The 17080-nt window shown below is 33.3% G+C and carries 16 protein-coding genes, 1 tRNA gene and 1 pseudogene; 3 read left to right on the top strand and 15 right to left on the bottom strand.

Going from position 1 to position 17080, the window contains the following annotated elements; translation table 11 throughout:
- Nucleotides 1-100 precede the first annotated feature (100 nt).
- Nucleotides 101-1357: an MFS transporter gene (locus ACNDLV_RS03505; protein WP_006586081.1), complete on the top strand. Its 1257-nt coding sequence runs from the start codon at nt 101-103 to the stop codon at nt 1355-1357.
- Nucleotides 1358-1452: 95 nt separating this feature from the next.
- On the opposite strand, the gene ACNDLV_RS03500 is transcribed toward ACNDLV_RS03505, so the two are convergent.
- The 8 genes from ACNDLV_RS03500 to ACNDLV_RS03465 all read right to left on the bottom strand — a co-directional run bounded on the left by ACNDLV_RS03500 (nt 1453) and on the right by ACNDLV_RS03465 (nt 10350).
- A complete protein-coding gene (locus ACNDLV_RS03500; protein ID WP_006587536.1) occupies nt 1453-1779 on the bottom strand; it encodes a hypothetical protein in 327 nt (108 codons plus the stop codon).
- A gap of 106 nt (nt 1780-1885) precedes the next feature.
- Nucleotides 1886-2599 (bottom strand): DUF975 family protein, encoded by a 714-nt coding sequence (locus tag ACNDLV_RS03495; protein ID WP_006587535.1) that lies wholly within the window; start codon nt 2597-2599, stop codon nt 1886-1888.
- Nucleotides 2600-2681: 82 nt separating this feature from the next.
- Complete coding sequence (locus ACNDLV_RS03490; protein WP_006586078.1) at nt 2682-3539, bottom strand: aldo/keto reductase; 858 nt, start codon at nt 3537-3539, stop codon at nt 2682-2684.
- Between the two features lie 49 nt (nt 3540-3588).
- The gene (locus ACNDLV_RS03485; RefSeq protein WP_006586077.1) at nt 3589-6399 is read right to left on the bottom strand and encodes a DUF3427 domain-containing protein; all 2811 of its coding nucleotides are present in this window, start codon (nt 6397-6399) and stop codon (nt 3589-3591) included.
- Nucleotides 6400-6445: 46 nt separating this feature from the next.
- Nucleotides 6446-7273, bottom strand: a complete 828-nt coding sequence (locus ACNDLV_RS03480) for an exodeoxyribonuclease III (RefSeq protein WP_006587534.1) — start codon at nt 7271-7273, stop codon at nt 6446-6448.
- A 68-nt stretch (nt 7274-7341) separates the two neighbouring features.
- A complete protein-coding gene (locus ACNDLV_RS03475) occupies nt 7342-8484 on the bottom strand; it encodes a trans-sulfuration enzyme family protein (RefSeq protein ID WP_006586075.1) in 1143 nt (380 codons plus the stop codon).
- A 239-nt stretch (nt 8485-8723) separates the two neighbouring features.
- A complete protein-coding gene (locus ACNDLV_RS03470; protein WP_006587533.1) occupies nt 8724-9530 on the bottom strand; it encodes a GDSL-type esterase/lipase family protein in 807 nt (268 codons plus the stop codon).
- A 79-nt stretch (nt 9531-9609) separates the two neighbouring features.
- Nucleotides 9610-10350, bottom strand: a complete 741-nt coding sequence (locus tag ACNDLV_RS03465) for a LysR family transcriptional regulator (RefSeq protein ID WP_006586073.1) — start codon at nt 10348-10350, stop codon at nt 9610-9612.
- Between the two features lie 102 nt (nt 10351-10452).
- Here ACNDLV_RS03465 and ACNDLV_RS03460 point away from each other — a divergent pair, with 102 nt between their 5' ends.
- Nucleotides 10453-10851, top strand: coding sequence for a tautomerase family protein (locus tag ACNDLV_RS03460; protein WP_006587532.1), 399 nt, complete (start codon nt 10453-10455; stop codon nt 10849-10851).
- A gap of 16 nt (nt 10852-10867) precedes the next feature.
- Here ACNDLV_RS03460 and ACNDLV_RS03455 read toward each other — a convergent pair whose 3' ends face one another.
- The 7 genes and pseudogenes from ACNDLV_RS03455 to ACNDLV_RS03425 form a co-directional block, all read right to left on the bottom strand.
- Nucleotides 10868-11500, bottom strand: a complete 633-nt coding sequence (locus tag ACNDLV_RS03455; protein ID WP_006587531.1) for a DUF1129 domain-containing protein — start codon at nt 11498-11500, stop codon at nt 10868-10870.
- Between the two features lies 1 nt (nt 11501).
- A complete protein-coding gene (locus ACNDLV_RS03450) occupies nt 11502-11831 on the bottom strand; it encodes a PadR family transcriptional regulator (protein ID WP_006586069.1) in 330 nt (109 codons plus the stop codon).
- A 136-nt stretch (nt 11832-11967) separates the two neighbouring features.
- A complete protein-coding gene (gene celB, locus ACNDLV_RS03445; RefSeq protein ID WP_006587530.1) occupies nt 11968-13329 on the bottom strand; it encodes a PTS cellobiose transporter subunit IIC in 1362 nt (453 codons plus the stop codon).
- 26 nt (nt 13330-13355) lie between these two features.
- Nucleotides 13356-13619: pseudogene (locus ACNDLV_RS03440) on the bottom strand (PTS lactose/cellobiose transporter subunit IIA); the annotation flags it as partial.
- Nucleotides 13532-14413, bottom strand: coding sequence for a hypothetical protein (locus tag ACNDLV_RS03435; RefSeq protein WP_006587529.1), 882 nt, complete (start codon nt 14411-14413; stop codon nt 13532-13534). The gene ACNDLV_RS03435 and the pseudogene ACNDLV_RS03440, both read right to left, overlap by 88 nt.
- Before the next feature lie 128 nt (nt 14414-14541).
- Nucleotides 14542-15687, bottom strand: coding sequence for an ArgE/DapE family deacylase (locus tag ACNDLV_RS03430; protein ID WP_006587528.1), 1146 nt, complete (start codon nt 15685-15687; stop codon nt 14542-14544).
- A gap of 382 nt (nt 15688-16069) precedes the next feature.
- Nucleotides 16070-16142: transfer RNA gene (locus ACNDLV_RS03425), tRNA-Thr, on the bottom strand.
- A 153-nt stretch (nt 16143-16295) separates the two neighbouring features.
- On the opposite strand from ACNDLV_RS03425, the gene ACNDLV_RS03420 reads away from it, so the two are divergent.
- Complete coding sequence (locus ACNDLV_RS03420; RefSeq protein ID WP_006587527.1) at nt 16296-17003, top strand: MgtC/SapB family protein; 708 nt, start codon at nt 16296-16298, stop codon at nt 17001-17003.
- The last annotated feature ends 77 nt before the right edge of the window (nt 17004-17080 follow it).

Genomic DNA, 17080 nt, shown 5'->3' with positions numbered 1-17080 from the left:
ACTCCCCCTTTTTTTATTCAAATGTGACTATTTCTCTTAATATAATTATAATCCCTGTAAGATGAAATTAAAATTAAGCAACTTTAATAGGAGGAATAGTATGAACGTTTTTTTAAAGAATAAATCTTACAGGCGTTTTTCAATTGTTAGTTTTCTCTCAGGAACTGGAGATATCCTTTTTTACATGGCTTTGATGACTTATGCCAGTAAGTTAGAGAACTACTCACTAGCACTTTCTTTGATTGCAATTTCTGAATCATTACCTAAATTATTAGATACTTTTTCAGGATACTTAGCTGACAGAACCCGAAAGAAATTCAAAAATATCTTTTTAATGGCACTTATAAGATTCATCTTATATAGCTTAGTTGGTATTTTATTTGCAAGTAAACTATCTGACTGGACACTAGTTTTGATTGTAATCGTAATTAATCTAATATCAGATACTTTCGGCTCTTATGCTGGTGGTTTAGTTGTACCATTAATTGTTAATTTAGTTGGTGAGGAAGATTTTGGTGAGGCCGAAGGATTCACAAGTGGTGTATCACAAGTTATTGGTATTTCTGCCCAATTTCTAGGTTCAGGCTTACTACTTTTTATGTCTTATTCAAATTTAGCCTTTCTTAACGCATTTACCTTCTTATTTGCTGGCCTACTTTACGCCAGTATAGGTCGCAAACAGAAAGATGATAACCAACTAATTGAAAGCCAAGATATTAATCGTGAAAAATTTTTACCTACACTAAAATCTTCATACAACCAAGTTAAAAAACAACCTGGCTTATTAACAATCGTATTAGTTGTCGCTCTTATTAATGGCACTTTAAGTGCCCTACAATCCTTAATTCCAATAGTGATGGTCGCGTATAAAAAGACAATGATAATATCAAATTATAGCTTTACAATCGCAATTATCGGAATTGTAGTAAGTAGTGGATTCGCTCTTGGAAGTATCTGTGGACCACAATTATTCAAAAAAACTACCATATTTTCAATTGTAATTACCGCAATTATTCTTAGTATAGCTACTACTATAATCGCATTTATAGCAAATATTTATATTATTTTGCCCGCTTACTTCATATTAGCTGCAACTGCTAGTTTAGCTTCAATTAAGCTATCACAATGGTTGGTTATGGCTGTTAATCAAAAGATTTTAGCTTCAAGTATGGGCTTGTTAAATACAATCTTGACGGTAATGGCTCCTACTATGACCACCATCTTCACTACAATTTCGGGGAGCACTAACTTTATTGTATCTATGTCAATATTAGTAATTGTTGAAGTTATTATTTTATTCATTGCAATTAAACTGAATCTAACAGCTAGAGAAGCAACTACATCAACATTAGAATAAAAATTTTTAGTTAATTAAAATTCGTTTCACGTGTAACAAAAAAGAGACATCAGATGATGTCTCTTTCGTTTTATTCAAAATTTAAATTTTTGAATTTATTTTGCTAAAGCAGAGTCACTACTATTTGACATAAAAGTTAAGCCAAATAAAACAATGGCAATGATTAAAGCAAAAATACCAAATAAACTAATACTTGGAATTGACATAGTCATGAACCAGCCAATTAAATTCAAAACTAAACCAGCAATATCGCCAGTTAAATTATCCATATCCTTAGTTGCAATATATGCAATACCTGCAACTAAGAAAATAATTCCTGCAATCATCGCATTAGTTGCTAAATGAGCAGTTAAAGCTTGAAATAACATATAAAGTGACATAAGCACCATTACGATTCCTGCAAAAAATTTTGTGTTTTTCATATTTTTACCTCCGAGAGAAATATATCTTTCTCACAGAAGTTATTATAAACCAAATAGGTATTACTATGCAATACCTATTTTGAATACTATTTAAATTTATTTACGTCTAGTTTTCACTAGCAACTTTACGGTAAAACTCTGCCTTAGTTGTTTGAATATATGGTACTAGCCCAAGCCAGCCAATACCTAAAGCAAGTGTTGCTAAAATTCCCCAACCAATAAAGCTTAAATCCAAAACAAATAATTGGAACTTGTGTCCCTTCATCATTTGACGAGATTTAGTAATTGCTTCAGTTACACCTACTTCTTTTCCAGCCTTATGCATATCTTCCAAAATGTAAAAAGTCATTGCGTATGAATATGATTTTATAATACCAGGAATAATGAAAAGCAAAGTCCATAGTCCTGTAAAGATAGAAGTTAATAAAACATTGACGAAGTAGTTGTAAGTTCTACCACCTCTAAATGCTAAAAAGATATTTTTGAAAACATTATTTTCTTTTTGATTATCTACTAAATGTAAGTATCCTACTTGAACACCCGTATTAAACATTCCAGTAATAATTGAAATACCGAATGACAGCATGTAAATGAAACCTGCAAAACTTACAAATAAGGAAATTACAAAACCTGGATCTTCTGCTAAAGCACGTTCTGCCATCATAAAGCCGAAAATACCAGCAGAACCAAACATGAGAAACATAATCCCCCTGCTAACTAAATAGGTAATTATCATTAGCATTAAAGTCATTAAGGCTCCCCAAGCCCAATTATTAGATAATTTTTCCTTTGCATTAAATTTTAGTTCTGAGCGTTTCATAATTGCACCTCCGTACTATAAGCCTATTACACTTATAGTATATAAAAAAATCGTTGCTCTTGCAACGATTTTACATTTTTATTTAGAAATCTGCCTTGTCCGGATCTAAAGCTAAGTTACCTTTTCCTTCTAAGCCATCAAGTAACTTCATTTCTTCATTTGACAATGAAAAATCAAAAACTTGACCATTAGCTTTAATATATTCTTCGTGAACAGACTTAGGAAGTGGTACAAAACCATGTTCTAAACTCCAGCGAATTAAAATTTGAGCCGAACTCTTGCCATGTTCTTGAGCTAACTTATTAACAAGTTCATTACCTAGTAAATCACCTGTTCCAAGTGGTGAATATGCTTCACTTAAAATATTGTGCTTTTCATTCTCTTTACGGACATCAGTTTGTAAGTCACTAGGATTTAAGTAAATTTGGTTAACTGCTGGAACTACATCCGCATTTTCTAATAAGGCATCTAAGTGATGCTTTCTGAAATTAGATACACCAATTGCCCGAATCTTACCAGCTTTTTGGGCTTCTTCCATTGCTTTCCAACTTTCACTATTTAATTCGGCCCAATTATCCCGCATGGCAACAGGATTTGGCCAGTGAATTAGGTATAAGTCAAGATAATCAAGTCCCAACTTCATAAGACTGGCATCAATGGCTTTTTTAGTTCTTTCATAACCATGATCAGCATTCCAAAGCTTGGTTGTAATAAAAAGTTCATCACGTTTAATACCACTACTTTTGATGGCTCTGCCAACACTTTCTTCATTGCCATATGCTGCAGCGGTATCAATATGGCGATATCCACTATTTAATGCAGCTAGAACTGATTTTTCAGCAACTTCTCCATCAGGAGTCTGCCAAGTCCCAAAGCCGACAACGGGGATTTTTACTCCGTTATTCAAGGTATATGTATCACTTAATCCGTTTATAGCCATTTTCTAACCTCGCTTTTCTTACTTACTAAAAGTAATTATATCATCAAACTTACTTTTCACAAGTAAAAAGCATTTGATACATCGCACTAGATAGTGGTGTTTGTAAAAGTAATTCCATTCCCACAGTTGGTTTTTGTTTCGGACCTATTTTTTCTTCTTGAGCACTAATTATTTCAGCTTCTCCCAAGTAGAAAAATTCTCGACTAGCAGAATCACTCTTTTTAACAAACAAATGCAAGTTAATTTTTCCGCTTAAAAGACGCACTACTTCATCTGAATCCAAATGTCTTGGTGAGCGCGTATACCAATGCAAACTGCGTCCATCAGACAAAGTATTATGATATACACTGCTTCTTTTTTCTTCATCTTTATTGTAAATAATAAAAATTGGGCAGTCTTTTTCTCCTACTCGATATCCATACATTGGAGCACTAACATCTAATGGCCAATTAAGTAAATGACAGGCGTCTTTGCGATCATAAGACTTATAAAGTGTAAATTTTTGTTGATTATCATATTGACCATTTAAAGCTATCGCTGTTTTGATAAGGTCGGTAAATAACCTCTTAAAGTCTGCATTCTCTAACGCCTTTTTGATTGGCTCACTAAAAGTAAAATCAAATAAATTAAGCTGTTCAATCAATGGTGCATTGCCATATTGAACCTTTTTAGTGGTTTTACCTGTTTTAACATCGAAGAAATCCAACATCAAAAATTTCTGAATTGAGTCATAAACTTCACTATTATAATAAGCTCCCTGCTTTTTTAGTTCGCTTTCAAATTGATCTCTGTTAACTTTTCCATAATCTAAAATCAATTTTAAAAAGAGCAGTTCATGAATTCTTTTCCCGGGTAATAATTCTTTAGTTAAAAAGCTTAAAACTTTATGTTCAAATGAGCTGATTAAAATTTCAGCTCCCATCTTTTCTAAAAATTCAGCATAAGAAGATAAACTAGTATTTTGCGCAAATACCAATGGTGAAACTGAACCCAGGCGGTAAAAATCATACAATAACGGACTCCTACCTAACTTGTTTTTTAGCTCATGATAGGCGTTCCTTAATTGTTTCAAACCATCAAGTTTTACTTTTTCTAGAGAAGCTAAAATCTTTTCACTAGCAACTTTACTAAAATTAATTGTTGATAAGCCTATAAACGATGGAAGTTGTGCTTCACGCTTAGCCTGATCAATTGAAGCGGACCGATCATCAGTCAATGCTAGAGGAATAAGATAATTATTTTGATAATTACCGATAAAATCAATTACTGTTACATAATCTTTTCCTGGATATTTTCTTAATCCACGGCCAAGTTGCTGGATAAAGACAATACTTGATTGCGTATTACGCAACATAATAATTTGATTTAGACAAGGGATATCAATACCTTCATTAAATAAATCCACAGTAATAATATATTCAATCTTTCCAGCTTCTAAGTCCTTTACTGCCTTTTGACGATCTGTTTCATTATTTTGATTGGTCAAGCTAATTGCCTTATGCCCCCGGTTAGTAAACTCAAGCGCTAATTCTTTTGCTTCTGCCTGTCTACTACAAAAAACTAAGCCATGGGCTTTCTTACCGCAATATCCATAATAATCAATCTCTTTAAGTAGATAATCAACTCGTTTTTCAGCAGTTAAATAGGCTAAATCAGACGTTTCATCTATAGTTTGACCGTTAATTTCATAATCTTCTACTCCAACATAATGAAACGGTGTTAACATCTTTTCTTGCAATGCATCTTTTAATCTAATTTCATAAGCTAAATTATAATCATAAATTTCAAAAATATTTTCTTTATCCATCCGTTCAGGTGTAGCTGTTAACCCTAAGCAAAATTGGGGTTCTAAATAATTTAAAATTTTCTGATACGATGGCGCCGCAGAGCGGTGAGCTTCATCAATTAAAATAAAATCAAACTCTGCTGGATCAATAGTTTTTAACAGCTCATCTTGACTTAAAGTTTGAACAGTCGCAAATAAGTATTTAGCACTATAGTCATGATGATTACCTGAAAGTAGCCCATAATCTTTTTTATGTCCGCCTATTACCTTTTGAAAACTGGCCATCGTTTTTTTGGCAATTTGCGTACGATGAACTAAATATAAAAATCGCTTAGGCTTATATTGCTTAACTGCAAAAGCAGCTAAATACGTTTTTCCAGTTCCAGTTGCTGAAACAACTAAAGCTCGTCTTTGGCCTTGATTGATAACTTCAAATAAATTATCTAAAGCTTCACGCTGCATTTTATTAGGCGTTATTTCCTGGGGAATAAGTGGTTTAGCAGCTTTAGGCTTTATCCAATTCTTTTTATAAGCTTTTATCCAATCAGTTGATAAAGCAATAGAATCTGAATTTAGTTTATATAACTCATTCTTAAATTGTTCAGTTAAACTAGCATTCTCAGTTGAACTTACTTTTAAACACCATTCACTATTAGCAAGCATCGCTGAGCGTGTAAAGTTTGCTGAGCCAATAATTGCTGTTTGATAATTCTCATATTTAAATAAATAGCCTTTAGCATGAAAGCCAGCTTTTGTGCTTATTTTTACAGTTAAATTAGGGATTTTTAGTAACTCATAAAAGACCTTTGGACTATTAAATTGTAAATAAGAGCCAGTAATTATTGTCCCCTGAATTTCAGTATCTTCTAAAACCTGTTTAAACGGGACCAGCATATCCTCGCTAATAAATGCAACTGCCCAGATAAAGGACTTGGCTGATAATAGTTCTTGACGCAAACTCAACCAAATTTTTTCATCACTATTTGACAACAGTTGTGGCGTTAAATTAACTTGCCCTGGATAATTGGAATTATACAAGCCATTTAAAACTGCATCTTTTAAGACTTTATCCATAAAAAACTCTCCAAAACAAAAGGCATCAATTACGATGCCCTTATTCTTACAAATCGATTTCCAGCACAATTGGACAGTGGTCAGCACGCTCACCAGTATCCATCATTTCAGATTTCTTAATCTTATCTGCAATTCGATTGCTTGTTAACCAGTAATCTATTCTCCAGCCTGAATTATTAGCCTTAGCTGTTTTAATTCTCTGTGCCCACCATGAATAAACTTCTGGAATATTTCCATGAATCTTACGAAAACTATCAGTAAAACCAGTTGAAAGTAATTCCGTAAAATCAGCTCTTTCTTCATCGGTAAAACCAGCTGAATGATGATTGTTTTCTGGGTGTTTCAAGTCAATTTCTTCATGAGCTACATTGTAGTCCCCACTAGCTAAAACAGGTTTTTCTTTATCAAGCTTTTGTAAATATTCAATATACTTCTTATCCCAACCTTGACGATCGCCAAGTCTCTTCAACTCACCACCAGCATTTGGTGTGTATACTTGCGTTACAAAGTATTCTGGAAATTCTAAAGTAATAATTCTGCCTTCAAAATCCATGGTATCTGGAGCACCGATTGTTGGATACGTTACCACTGGTTCCAAGGTATTTTTATACAAATACATGGTTCCAGCATAACCTTTTCTTGCGGGTTCTTCAGATGAACGCCAAACATACTCATAGTCAGGAAACAGCTTAGCCAAAATTTCAGCATGTTTTTTAGTTGGACCTGTAGCGCGCAACTTAGTTTCTTGAATTGCTAAAATATCTGGCTTTTTTTCCGCAATTTGGGTTAAAACGTGTCTAGTTTTTTGTGCACGAGCTGAATCACTAGTTAGTGCAGCATTAAGTGAATCAATATTCCATGAAATTAAAAGCATTGAAAAATCTCCCTTTTTTCTTCTTAATTTTATTATAGCGAATATAGCATTTATTGGGAGAAAAAAGCTCAATCTAAAGTCTTAAATGCTTGATCTAAATCAGCTAAAATATCTTCCTTATCTTCTATTCCTACAGATAATCTAATTAAGCCATCGCTGATACCATTTTTCAAGCGGATTTCTCGCGGAATTGAGCCATGAGTCATTACTGCAGGCACTTCAATCAAGCTTTCAATTCCACCTAAACTTTCTGCTAAAGAAATCATATGTAATCTATTAACAAATTCCTCTGCTCTATATTGATCAGCCAATTCAAAAGAAATCATAGCTCCAAAACCCTTCATCTGCTTTTTAGCAATTGAAAAACTAGGATTAGTTTCTAAACCCGGATACATAACTTTTTTAACATATTTACTATCTAAAAGATATTTCACTACTGCTTGTGCATTATCTTCATGCACCCGCATTCTAGCACCTAATGTTTTAATCCCTCGCATCAACAGCCATGAATCATCAGGTGATAAAACCGCACCAATAGAATTTTGTAAAAAGGCTAACTGCTCAGCAATTTTTTCATTTTTAGCAACTGCTATCCCAGCCACTAAATCTGAATGACCACCAAGATATTTAGTGCCGGAATGAACAACAATATCTGCACCTAAATCAAGGGGCTTTTGATTATATGGACTAGCAAAAGTATTATCAACAATCATTAACACGTCATGTTTTTGAGCAATTTCTGCAATAGCTGCTAAATCTGATATTTCAAGTAAAGGATTCGTCGGTGTTTCCAAGTAAATTGCTTTGACATTGGAATTGATAGCTGCAGATACTTCATCAAGATTGCGAGTATCAACTACTGTAAAATTAAGTCCAAACCGTTTCATTACTTGATTAGCCAACCTAAAAGTGCCACCATACACATCTTTTCCAATAATGACTTCATCACCAGCTGAAAGCAGCGAAAATACAGCATGAATTGCGGCAGACCCTGAACTAAAAGCAAATGCGGAGTTTCCATCTTCTAAATCTGCCATTAAACTTTCCAATGCTGCTCTAGTTGGATTACCAGATCTTGAATATTCCCATTTTAATTTGCTGCTTAAAAATGGCTTATGATACGTTGAAGCCCGATAGATTGGCATTGAAACTGCCCCTGTTTCTTCATCTTCATTAATTCCGCCATGAATCAACTTACTATCAAATTTCATAATTACCTCCTGAAAAACAAAAAAAGACGCCAATTCATTTCTGAATTAGCGTCATAGATAAAAAATGCTTACTTTTTGTGTGGATTAATTTATAGCATGCCAAAAAGTGGAGCACATCATCTGTGACGCTCCACTACAACAAATATTAGCATTAATAAATGTTAAATTATTCATTGTTTGGCTCTCCTTAATAATTATGACCACTAGTTTAAACTTACTAAAAAGAAGTGTCAATAATTTTATCTAAAAGTAGATATAAATAGCCATAATAATCCCAGTACACCTAAAATAATAATCTTATTTAAAGAAAGACCCCAATTAGGATTATCTAAAATTCTTTCTTCAATTAGCTCCATCCGTTTTATAACAATATATAAACAATCACGAATATTACAAATAAGTATCCTTAAAGGCAGTTTAGTAACTGTATATGTAGCAGTTTGAGACTTATTAATAATTTTTTGATGCCATTTTTTCGGTCTAATTTCATCAATTAAGGCATCACCAAAAATTTGATACCCGATTTTTCCAAAGTGTAGCCCGTCATTTCGAAGCCCATGACATATTTCTTCTAATTCATGTTCATCAGTTTCCATTTCATGGAACAAGTTTAAATAATGCATTCCATAGTCATTTGCTACCCTTTGGACCCAATTGGCATATTTTTCAACCGTTTCATTATCACGAACTCGTTGTTTTTCCTCATCTACTGCAGGCGGACTAACCAAAATAACTTGCTTGGCATCATATTTTGTTAGAATTTTTTTAGCAACTTTATTTAAATTAGTCCAAAATTCTTCTTCCTCAATTTTTTTATGAAACGCACAATCATTGGTTCCAATTAAAATCACCAAATAATCAGCTTTTTCTTGCTTCAAAATTAATTCATCTACGTGAGCTAATAAATAGCGACTATTAATGCCTGGCACAGCAGTATTTAAGATTTCTATATCTGAAAAGTTTTCTTTTAAATAGGCATTAATATGCGGTTCTTTTAAGCCTTCATATCGAACAACAATACTGTCTCCTGTAAGCAATACCTTCATTATTAGCTCTTTAATCCTTTCAATTATTTATTTACTTGATTGTATCAAATAAATTTATCAAATGATTATTTTTTACGTTTCACATGGAACATTGATTTCGTGAATATTTTTTATAAGGTATTCGCACTTCTCGTTTATCACTTAAACAAATTAGCTTTTCACGTTCACCTATATATTTGGGCAATAACGCGATTCCTTTACCTTTTTTAACTAATTCGATGATATTGTCCCATGATGCCAATTCTATTATTTTTTTATTTTTTATTATCTTCAAAGTTCTAATTCTAAATGGGCAATTATGATCACTGTTAACAATTATCGGTATATCTTTAGATAAAGAATTAGTATAAAAATCCGCTATCAAATAGCCCACTCCCACTTGATGATAATCTTCATGACTAAATGAAGCATAAGTTATAATCGTATCGTATTTAGGCTTCTCTATTTCTGTAATTTGTGAACTAGTTAAAACAGTTATATTATCTTTAACAATATCATAATCATTATGTTCAACTATTAACCAATCAAACAGCAATTTAGGCATAACTATATTTTGAGACTTACTTGTTTTAGTCACCGTTTTTAAGAAATCATCTGTTAAGTCAATAACTTTTTTAGCATATTTATAAAATTCAGTTCCTGCTTCAGTAGGTACTAACCCTTGATATGTTCTTTGGAAAAGCAGTAATCGATATTCTTCCTCAATTTTTTTCAATCTTGCCGTAATATTTGATTGAGCATATCCTGTTATCTTAGCAGTTAAGTTTATTGAACGAGTTTCATACAAGTATATAAAAGTTTCAAAATCATGTAATTGCATTTTTACCTCATCACCTTTTATGATAACTATATCCTTTTTTAGTAATACTTAAATAGATTTTTTAATGTTATTCTATTTTCAGTAGAGAAAGGAAGGATTTATATGCCGTACTTAAGAGTTAGATTAGCCTGTCAAAAATCTAACCAAAATATAAAACAAATTGTTGCCAAAGAATTAACCCATTTAGCAGTAACTAAACTAAAAAAAGATCCTAATGCTGCTACAGTTGATATAAAATTATGTGAACCAGAGGATTGGTTTATCGCAGGGAAACCAATATCTCAAACCAACTTAAATAGTTTTTATTTAGAAATAAAAATAACATCTGGTACTAATACTCGCGAAGAAAAAAGCCAATTTGTTCAAGCAAGTTTTGCTAAAATGCAAGAGCTAATCGGGCCTTTAGCCACCACTAGTTACATAGTTATTCAAGATGTAGCTTCAGATTCTTGGGGCTTTGGTGGAAAAACACAAGAATGGCGCTATATTACTAATAAATAAGAATCAGTAATGATTCTTATTTTTTCTTTTTGATATACAAACTTCTCCAAACATTCCAAATTAAAAGCATGCAAAGTATACCGTTAAATAGCCAATTAATCCAATCATTTTTTGCAATTATAAATGGAGTTTTAACTAAAACGCCAACAGCGATTACTACTATGAACGCCAGTAACAATCCGGCTAATTTTAAATCGTTACGTGCCAATTCAACTCCTTTTTTGTTGTAAATCATTCCGGAAACAACATGATTACCATATATTGTAAGCCAGTAGCCTAAAACAGCTAGTATAATTGCGTTTCCTACATCTAAATTACTAAATTGAAAGCCATGTATCAGAAATACCATCGCAACAGCACCATAGATTCCATTAGATGTCAAAAAACCTTTTCGAGGAGTTATTTCAACAATCTCTTGGGCTATCTTTTCAGGATCTTTTCCAAAATATTCATCAGCATCTAATCCATCCTCTTGAGCTGCAATAATATCATCTAAAATTTCAAGCATCCGTTTTTCAAGGATATCTTGATCCTTATTTTTCGCAATATAGCTAGTATAGGTAACAAATTTACGGAAGAATTCTCTATTTCTGAAACTTAATTTTTCTTGCTTATCTTTAGTTTCTGAAATAACGCGATTATATAACATACTACTCTCCTCCTAAAACCTTATTGACTACTTCTTCTAACTGTTGCCATTCTTGTTGAAATTCTAGCTTAGCTTGTTGCCCAGCTGGCGTTAAATAGTAATATTTACGTGCTGGACCATCAGGTGATTCTTGCATTCTTCCTTCAATTAATTTTTTCTTCTCCATTGAAGCTAATAAAGGATAAATCGTTCCCTTGGGTACATTAGTTAAGCCATAATCATCCAACTTTTTACTTAAGCTATAACCATACTCAACATTTTTTTCAAGAATAGTTAACATTACTCCTTGTAAAATGCCTTTAAGAATTTGACTAGAGATATCACGTTGCATTGCGTCACCCTCCCTAATAACTAATTTGCTTTACCTACTAGTAGAATACCATTAATTTAGCTATTTTGTAAAGCATACTAGCTATTCAAAAAAAGTAGCCGATTAAAATCGGCTACTCTTAATTGAGGTGTTAAGCTTATTTTTGTTCACTTGTTTGATTAGCTTTTTCTTGAGCAAGTAACTTATTATCATACATCTTCATGAATGGGTACCAAACAAGGAAGGCAAGAAAAACATTAATTACTGCCAATACAGCAGCTTTCCAATCACCACCGGTACCAATAAAAGCACCTATACCTAATGGAGAAGGCCAAGGCATCTGCGCAATAACCTTACCTACCAAGCCTAATTTAATAGCCCAATAAGAGGTAGTAGCAGTTACCATTGGAGCAAGAATGAATGGGAACATTAAGATAGGGTTATATACAATTGGACATCCAAAAACAATTGGCTCATTAATATTGAAGAATGCTGGTACAATTGCTGTTCTACTTAAAACTTTAAGTTGGGCTGAACGTGCTCTAAAGGCCATCCAAATAACAATCCCTAAAGTTGCACCAGAACCACCAATAATTACAAACATGTTCATAAATTCACCAGCAAATACATAATGAGCACCTTTGTAGTTAGCGGCAAAGTTAGCTAACGCAATTGGAGTATAGAAGGCACCTATAATATTAGCACCATGTATTCCCATTACCCATAAGAAATGAACTAAGAAAACAATTACCAAAATTCCTAACCAGGTATTAGTTAAGTTAGTTACAAAGCTAAATGGTAAAGCAATAACATTAAAGATATCAGTTCCTACAAAAACTAATAATCCTTCAATGATAACTACTACAAAACCAACTAAGAATGCAGGAATTAATGCAGTAAAGGCATTTGCTACACCTGTTGGAACTTGCGGTGGCATCTTAATAACCCAATTGTGCTTTACAGCTAATTGATATAACTTTACAGCTAATACAGCCATAATAATACCAACAAAGATACCTGCTGTACCTAATCGATTAAGTCCAGATGATGTAACACTAAAACCACTGACTGTTCCTGCACCATCTTTGACCGCTTTTGAAATAACTTCTACCGTACCATTTTTTACAACTAATTCTGGTAAAGTCATAAAGAAAGCGAACATCGACAAAAGTGCACCATTCATTGGTGTCATATTCAGCTTTTCTTCAGTAGCTATAATTTTGGTATATTCATAACCTAAAACTATATTAAAGTATAGTGCTAAAGCTCCCATACTAGCATAGTTGATAGTCATATAAAGTGGCGTAAAGTGAACAAAGCTAGCATTCCAAATACCTTGTAATTGTGGGAAGGCCATTGGAATAACATTTAATACCAGCATCATTGATCCAACAATAGTAAATGGAATTGATGCCAGCCCTGCTGCCATAATTGCTCGAACGAATCTAAAGTTGGCCATCTTACCCATTGGCCCTAATAGATGCTCGTTCATAAACTTAATTATCTTATTGTTTTCCATATTCATTTCCCCTACTCAAGCATGAACTATTTCTTTAATTCAGCCATTTGCTTATATACATCAACTAGTTCTTGTGCCAAATCAATATATGTGATTGCTGTCATCAAATGATCTTGAGCATGAACTACTAGTAAGGTTAATTTGGCATGATTTCCTCGTGCTTCCTCTGTAAGCATTCCGGTTTGTGTATTATGCGCATCAACTAACGCTTCATTTGCTGCCTTAATCTTAGCTTCTGCTTTATCAAAGTCACCTTTTTTAGCTGCATCAATTGCTTCTTTGGCAAATGCTTAATAAGTTGCTTTCCTAGAGTATTATCATCATCACTATCTTTATCATCTGAATCATTAGTATCACTATCTGAATCGGTATCGGAATCCGAGTCAGATGAATTATCTTCCATCTCGTTATTGAATTCTACATAAGTTTTCTTACCATCAGGATCAACTATCACAAGTTCAATCTCAACATAGTCACTATTTTTCATAGCAAATGATAATGTTTTTGTTTCACCTGCACGTAATTCGATTTTTCGTGTTTTAACTGATTGATCGGTATCTTTATCAAAATCTGGGGAATTTTTGATAGTAACTGTACAATCTCTCAAACCTTTTAGTTTCAGAGATACTTTACCTTTAGAATTAGTATCAATTGAAAACATTTTATTTTCAGTATCCCAATTATCTTTAGAAGTTAACACTTCGAAGTATTTTGAATTGGTATGATTACCTTTATCTTTTGCTATTACTTCATCAGTATGCAACATAAAATCCTTAGGTGAAGATATTCCCATGACTGCAAACAGTAAAGCAAGTATAGTTATTGCAAATATAGTCTTATTATATCTAGGCTTTTTACCTTTTTTATTCAAAAGAACTAAATATGCAAATATACCTAAAGCTCCAAGTGTTGTTACACCCATAATTACTTGAAACAACAAAATATTAGTAATATCTGCTGTAAACCCTAAAAAACAACAAAGAGCAAAAATCAAACACAATAAAAACCATATATATTTTTTCTTACTATAAAAAAGGCTAGATAACAAACCTGATACTACTAATAAAACTATCCCTACTATCATAAATTCCTCCAAATAAATTAAAAGTCATACAAGGCGCATTTTACCCCCCCCGATTTATTCCTTGTCAAGATTACCTATATGTGAAATAAAACAAAAAATCCTCAACTTATGTTGAGGATTACTAACTATTATTCAAAAAAGTTCAAAATAATATTCTTATATGCTTCTATTACTGCTAAATATGAAGAAATCGTCGTATATTCATTTATTTGATGCGCTAATTTCCACTTATCAGGACCTAAAATAAAGACTGGCAAATCTGGTCTACGTTTAACAAAAACAGACGCATCTGTTGCTCCATTAATAATTCTGAGCTTGGGCTTTCTTAGATTGGCAAAGGCGTCGGTAGTAGCGGCTAACCCCTTCTTAACAAATGCATCATCGGGGCTAGTAACCACTGGATAAAAGTTATGAATCAATTCAAATTCTAAGTGAGTAGCTTCAGCTTGATTTAGCTTTGAAACTAATGCTTTCAATGATTTAATCACTTCTTCATTGCTGAAAGCCTTGGTTGGTCTAATATTGCCTTCTAACTTAGCTTCAGCGGGAATAATATTAACCTGCTTTCCACCTTCAATGACCGTAATGCTGTGCTTAATTTCGCCTAAATATGGATCTTTTGGTGCATTATTAAATAACTCTTGTTCAGCTACATAAAACTTAACTAAACCAGTGATTGCATTCTTTCCTTCTTCCGGTCTAGATGAGTGAACAGCTTGACCATGACTTTTAATGCGATAGTTCAAACTACCAGAATGAGCATATACAATGTCACCACCAGTTGGTTCACCAACTATTAAGGCCGCTAAATCTGCCGCATAACTCTGTTCTTCTAACCGATTAGCACCCGGAGTTCCATATTCTTCTCCAGCCGTAGCTAAAAAGCGTACATGCCCTTTTATCCGCCCGGATTCAACAAGTTCAATCAAAGCAATAACTTCTGCTGCCAGCCCACTTTTCATATCTGCACTGCCGCGACCATAAAGCTTATCACCGTCAAGTTTAGGTTCAAACGGATTGCTCTGCCACTTGGCTTCATTTACTAAGTCAACGGTGTCCATATGCCCAGTAAGACCTAAAATCGGCCCTGAAGCTTGCGGATTTAGTTCCATAATTAGATTCGCCCTCTTATCGCCAAAAGCATCAATCGCAGCTTCAATATTGTGTTTAGCAAATAATGCTTTCAAATAAGTTGCTACCTCAAGTTCATTGCCATTGATGGAGTTAATTTTAATTAAATCGGTTAAAACCTGAATTCGTTCCTGTTTATTCATAGTTTGCATCTCTTTTTAATTTTTATTTCATATTCTACAGTGGTAGAAGTGCAGATTGCAAATAATAAGGATACTGAATCACCGATAAATCATTTATTACACCGAAAATTAGCAAATGGATTTAGATTTTTTTGAATTTCTCATATAAGTGTAGGCAATAAAAAAGGCGGTTCTAACGAACCACCCGCAAAACGTCGACGACGGATTGAGTAACCAGCTCATCCTTTGCACGTCAATCATATTCTTCATTACATCACTATTATATCATGATCAAATAGCTTAAAATGACACCAGTTTAATCCTGTGCTTTTCTCATTGCATATAACTTTAGACAACAAAAAAGACACCGAACGTATCGGTGTCCCAACTTCATTCATTCCAATGCTGACTAAAGGGTTCGAACCTTCGACCTCCTCATTACTAGTGAGGTGCTCTGCCAACTGAGCTAAGTCAGCAACTTTTCGTGTTGCCTTAACACAATTAATAATTTAACCATAAAAATTAGGTTTGTGCAAGCTTTTATTTGAAATTTTTTTCTGTTTTTTGCCTAATTTTATATTAGAATGGAAGTTGTATTGATTTACTACAAATATAAGGGGAGTATCAAAATGACAATTTTGGCTATTGCCGGTTTTACCACTCAAGTTGAATGGTTAATTAGAATTATCGTTGCTGCACTTTGTGGTGCAGTAATTGGTTATGAACGTGCTATCCAGCGTAAAAGCGCTGGTGTAAGAACTCATATTGTTGTCGCTGTTGCTTCTGCTTTATTTATGATAGTTTCTAAATATGGCTTTTACGACTTATTGACAACAAATGAGATTGCTCTAGACCCTTCAAGAATTGCAGCTCAGATTGTTACAGGTATTTCCTTCATCGGTGCCGGAACTATTTTAGTTCGCCGTGAACAAATTTCTGGTTTAACAACCGCTGCTGGTGTCTGGGCTACTTCTGCTATTGGTATGGCCGTTGGGTCCGGTTTATACACCATTGGAGTTTTAGCAACAATTTTCATCTTCTTTATTCAAATGCTATTTCATGATGATTCAATTATTTCCAGAATTATTATCCATGTTCGTTTTAACGTTCAAATTGTTTGTGTTAATACGCCTAATATTCTTAACGAAATTCAAAATGAACTCGAAAATAATCATGTTGAATCTATCGCTATTAAGATTTTAGATGTCGATGATGAACAAATTGTTTTTAATGCTGATGGAATTATTAATAATAAAATTGATGAAAATAATATCATCATGCATTTGCGCAAATATCCAGATATCAAACGAATCATTTACACCCGTGGTGGTAAATAAGATTAAGGAAGAGTCAAGTTTTGGCTCTTTTTTTCTTTATTAAAAAATAAAGTATTAAAATATAGCTATTATACTTT

This window comes from Lactobacillus fornicalis (genome assembly GCF_055362665.1).
The sequence above is the reverse complement of the archived record's forward strand: the minus strand, read 5'-3'. Positions and strand labels throughout refer to the sequence as shown.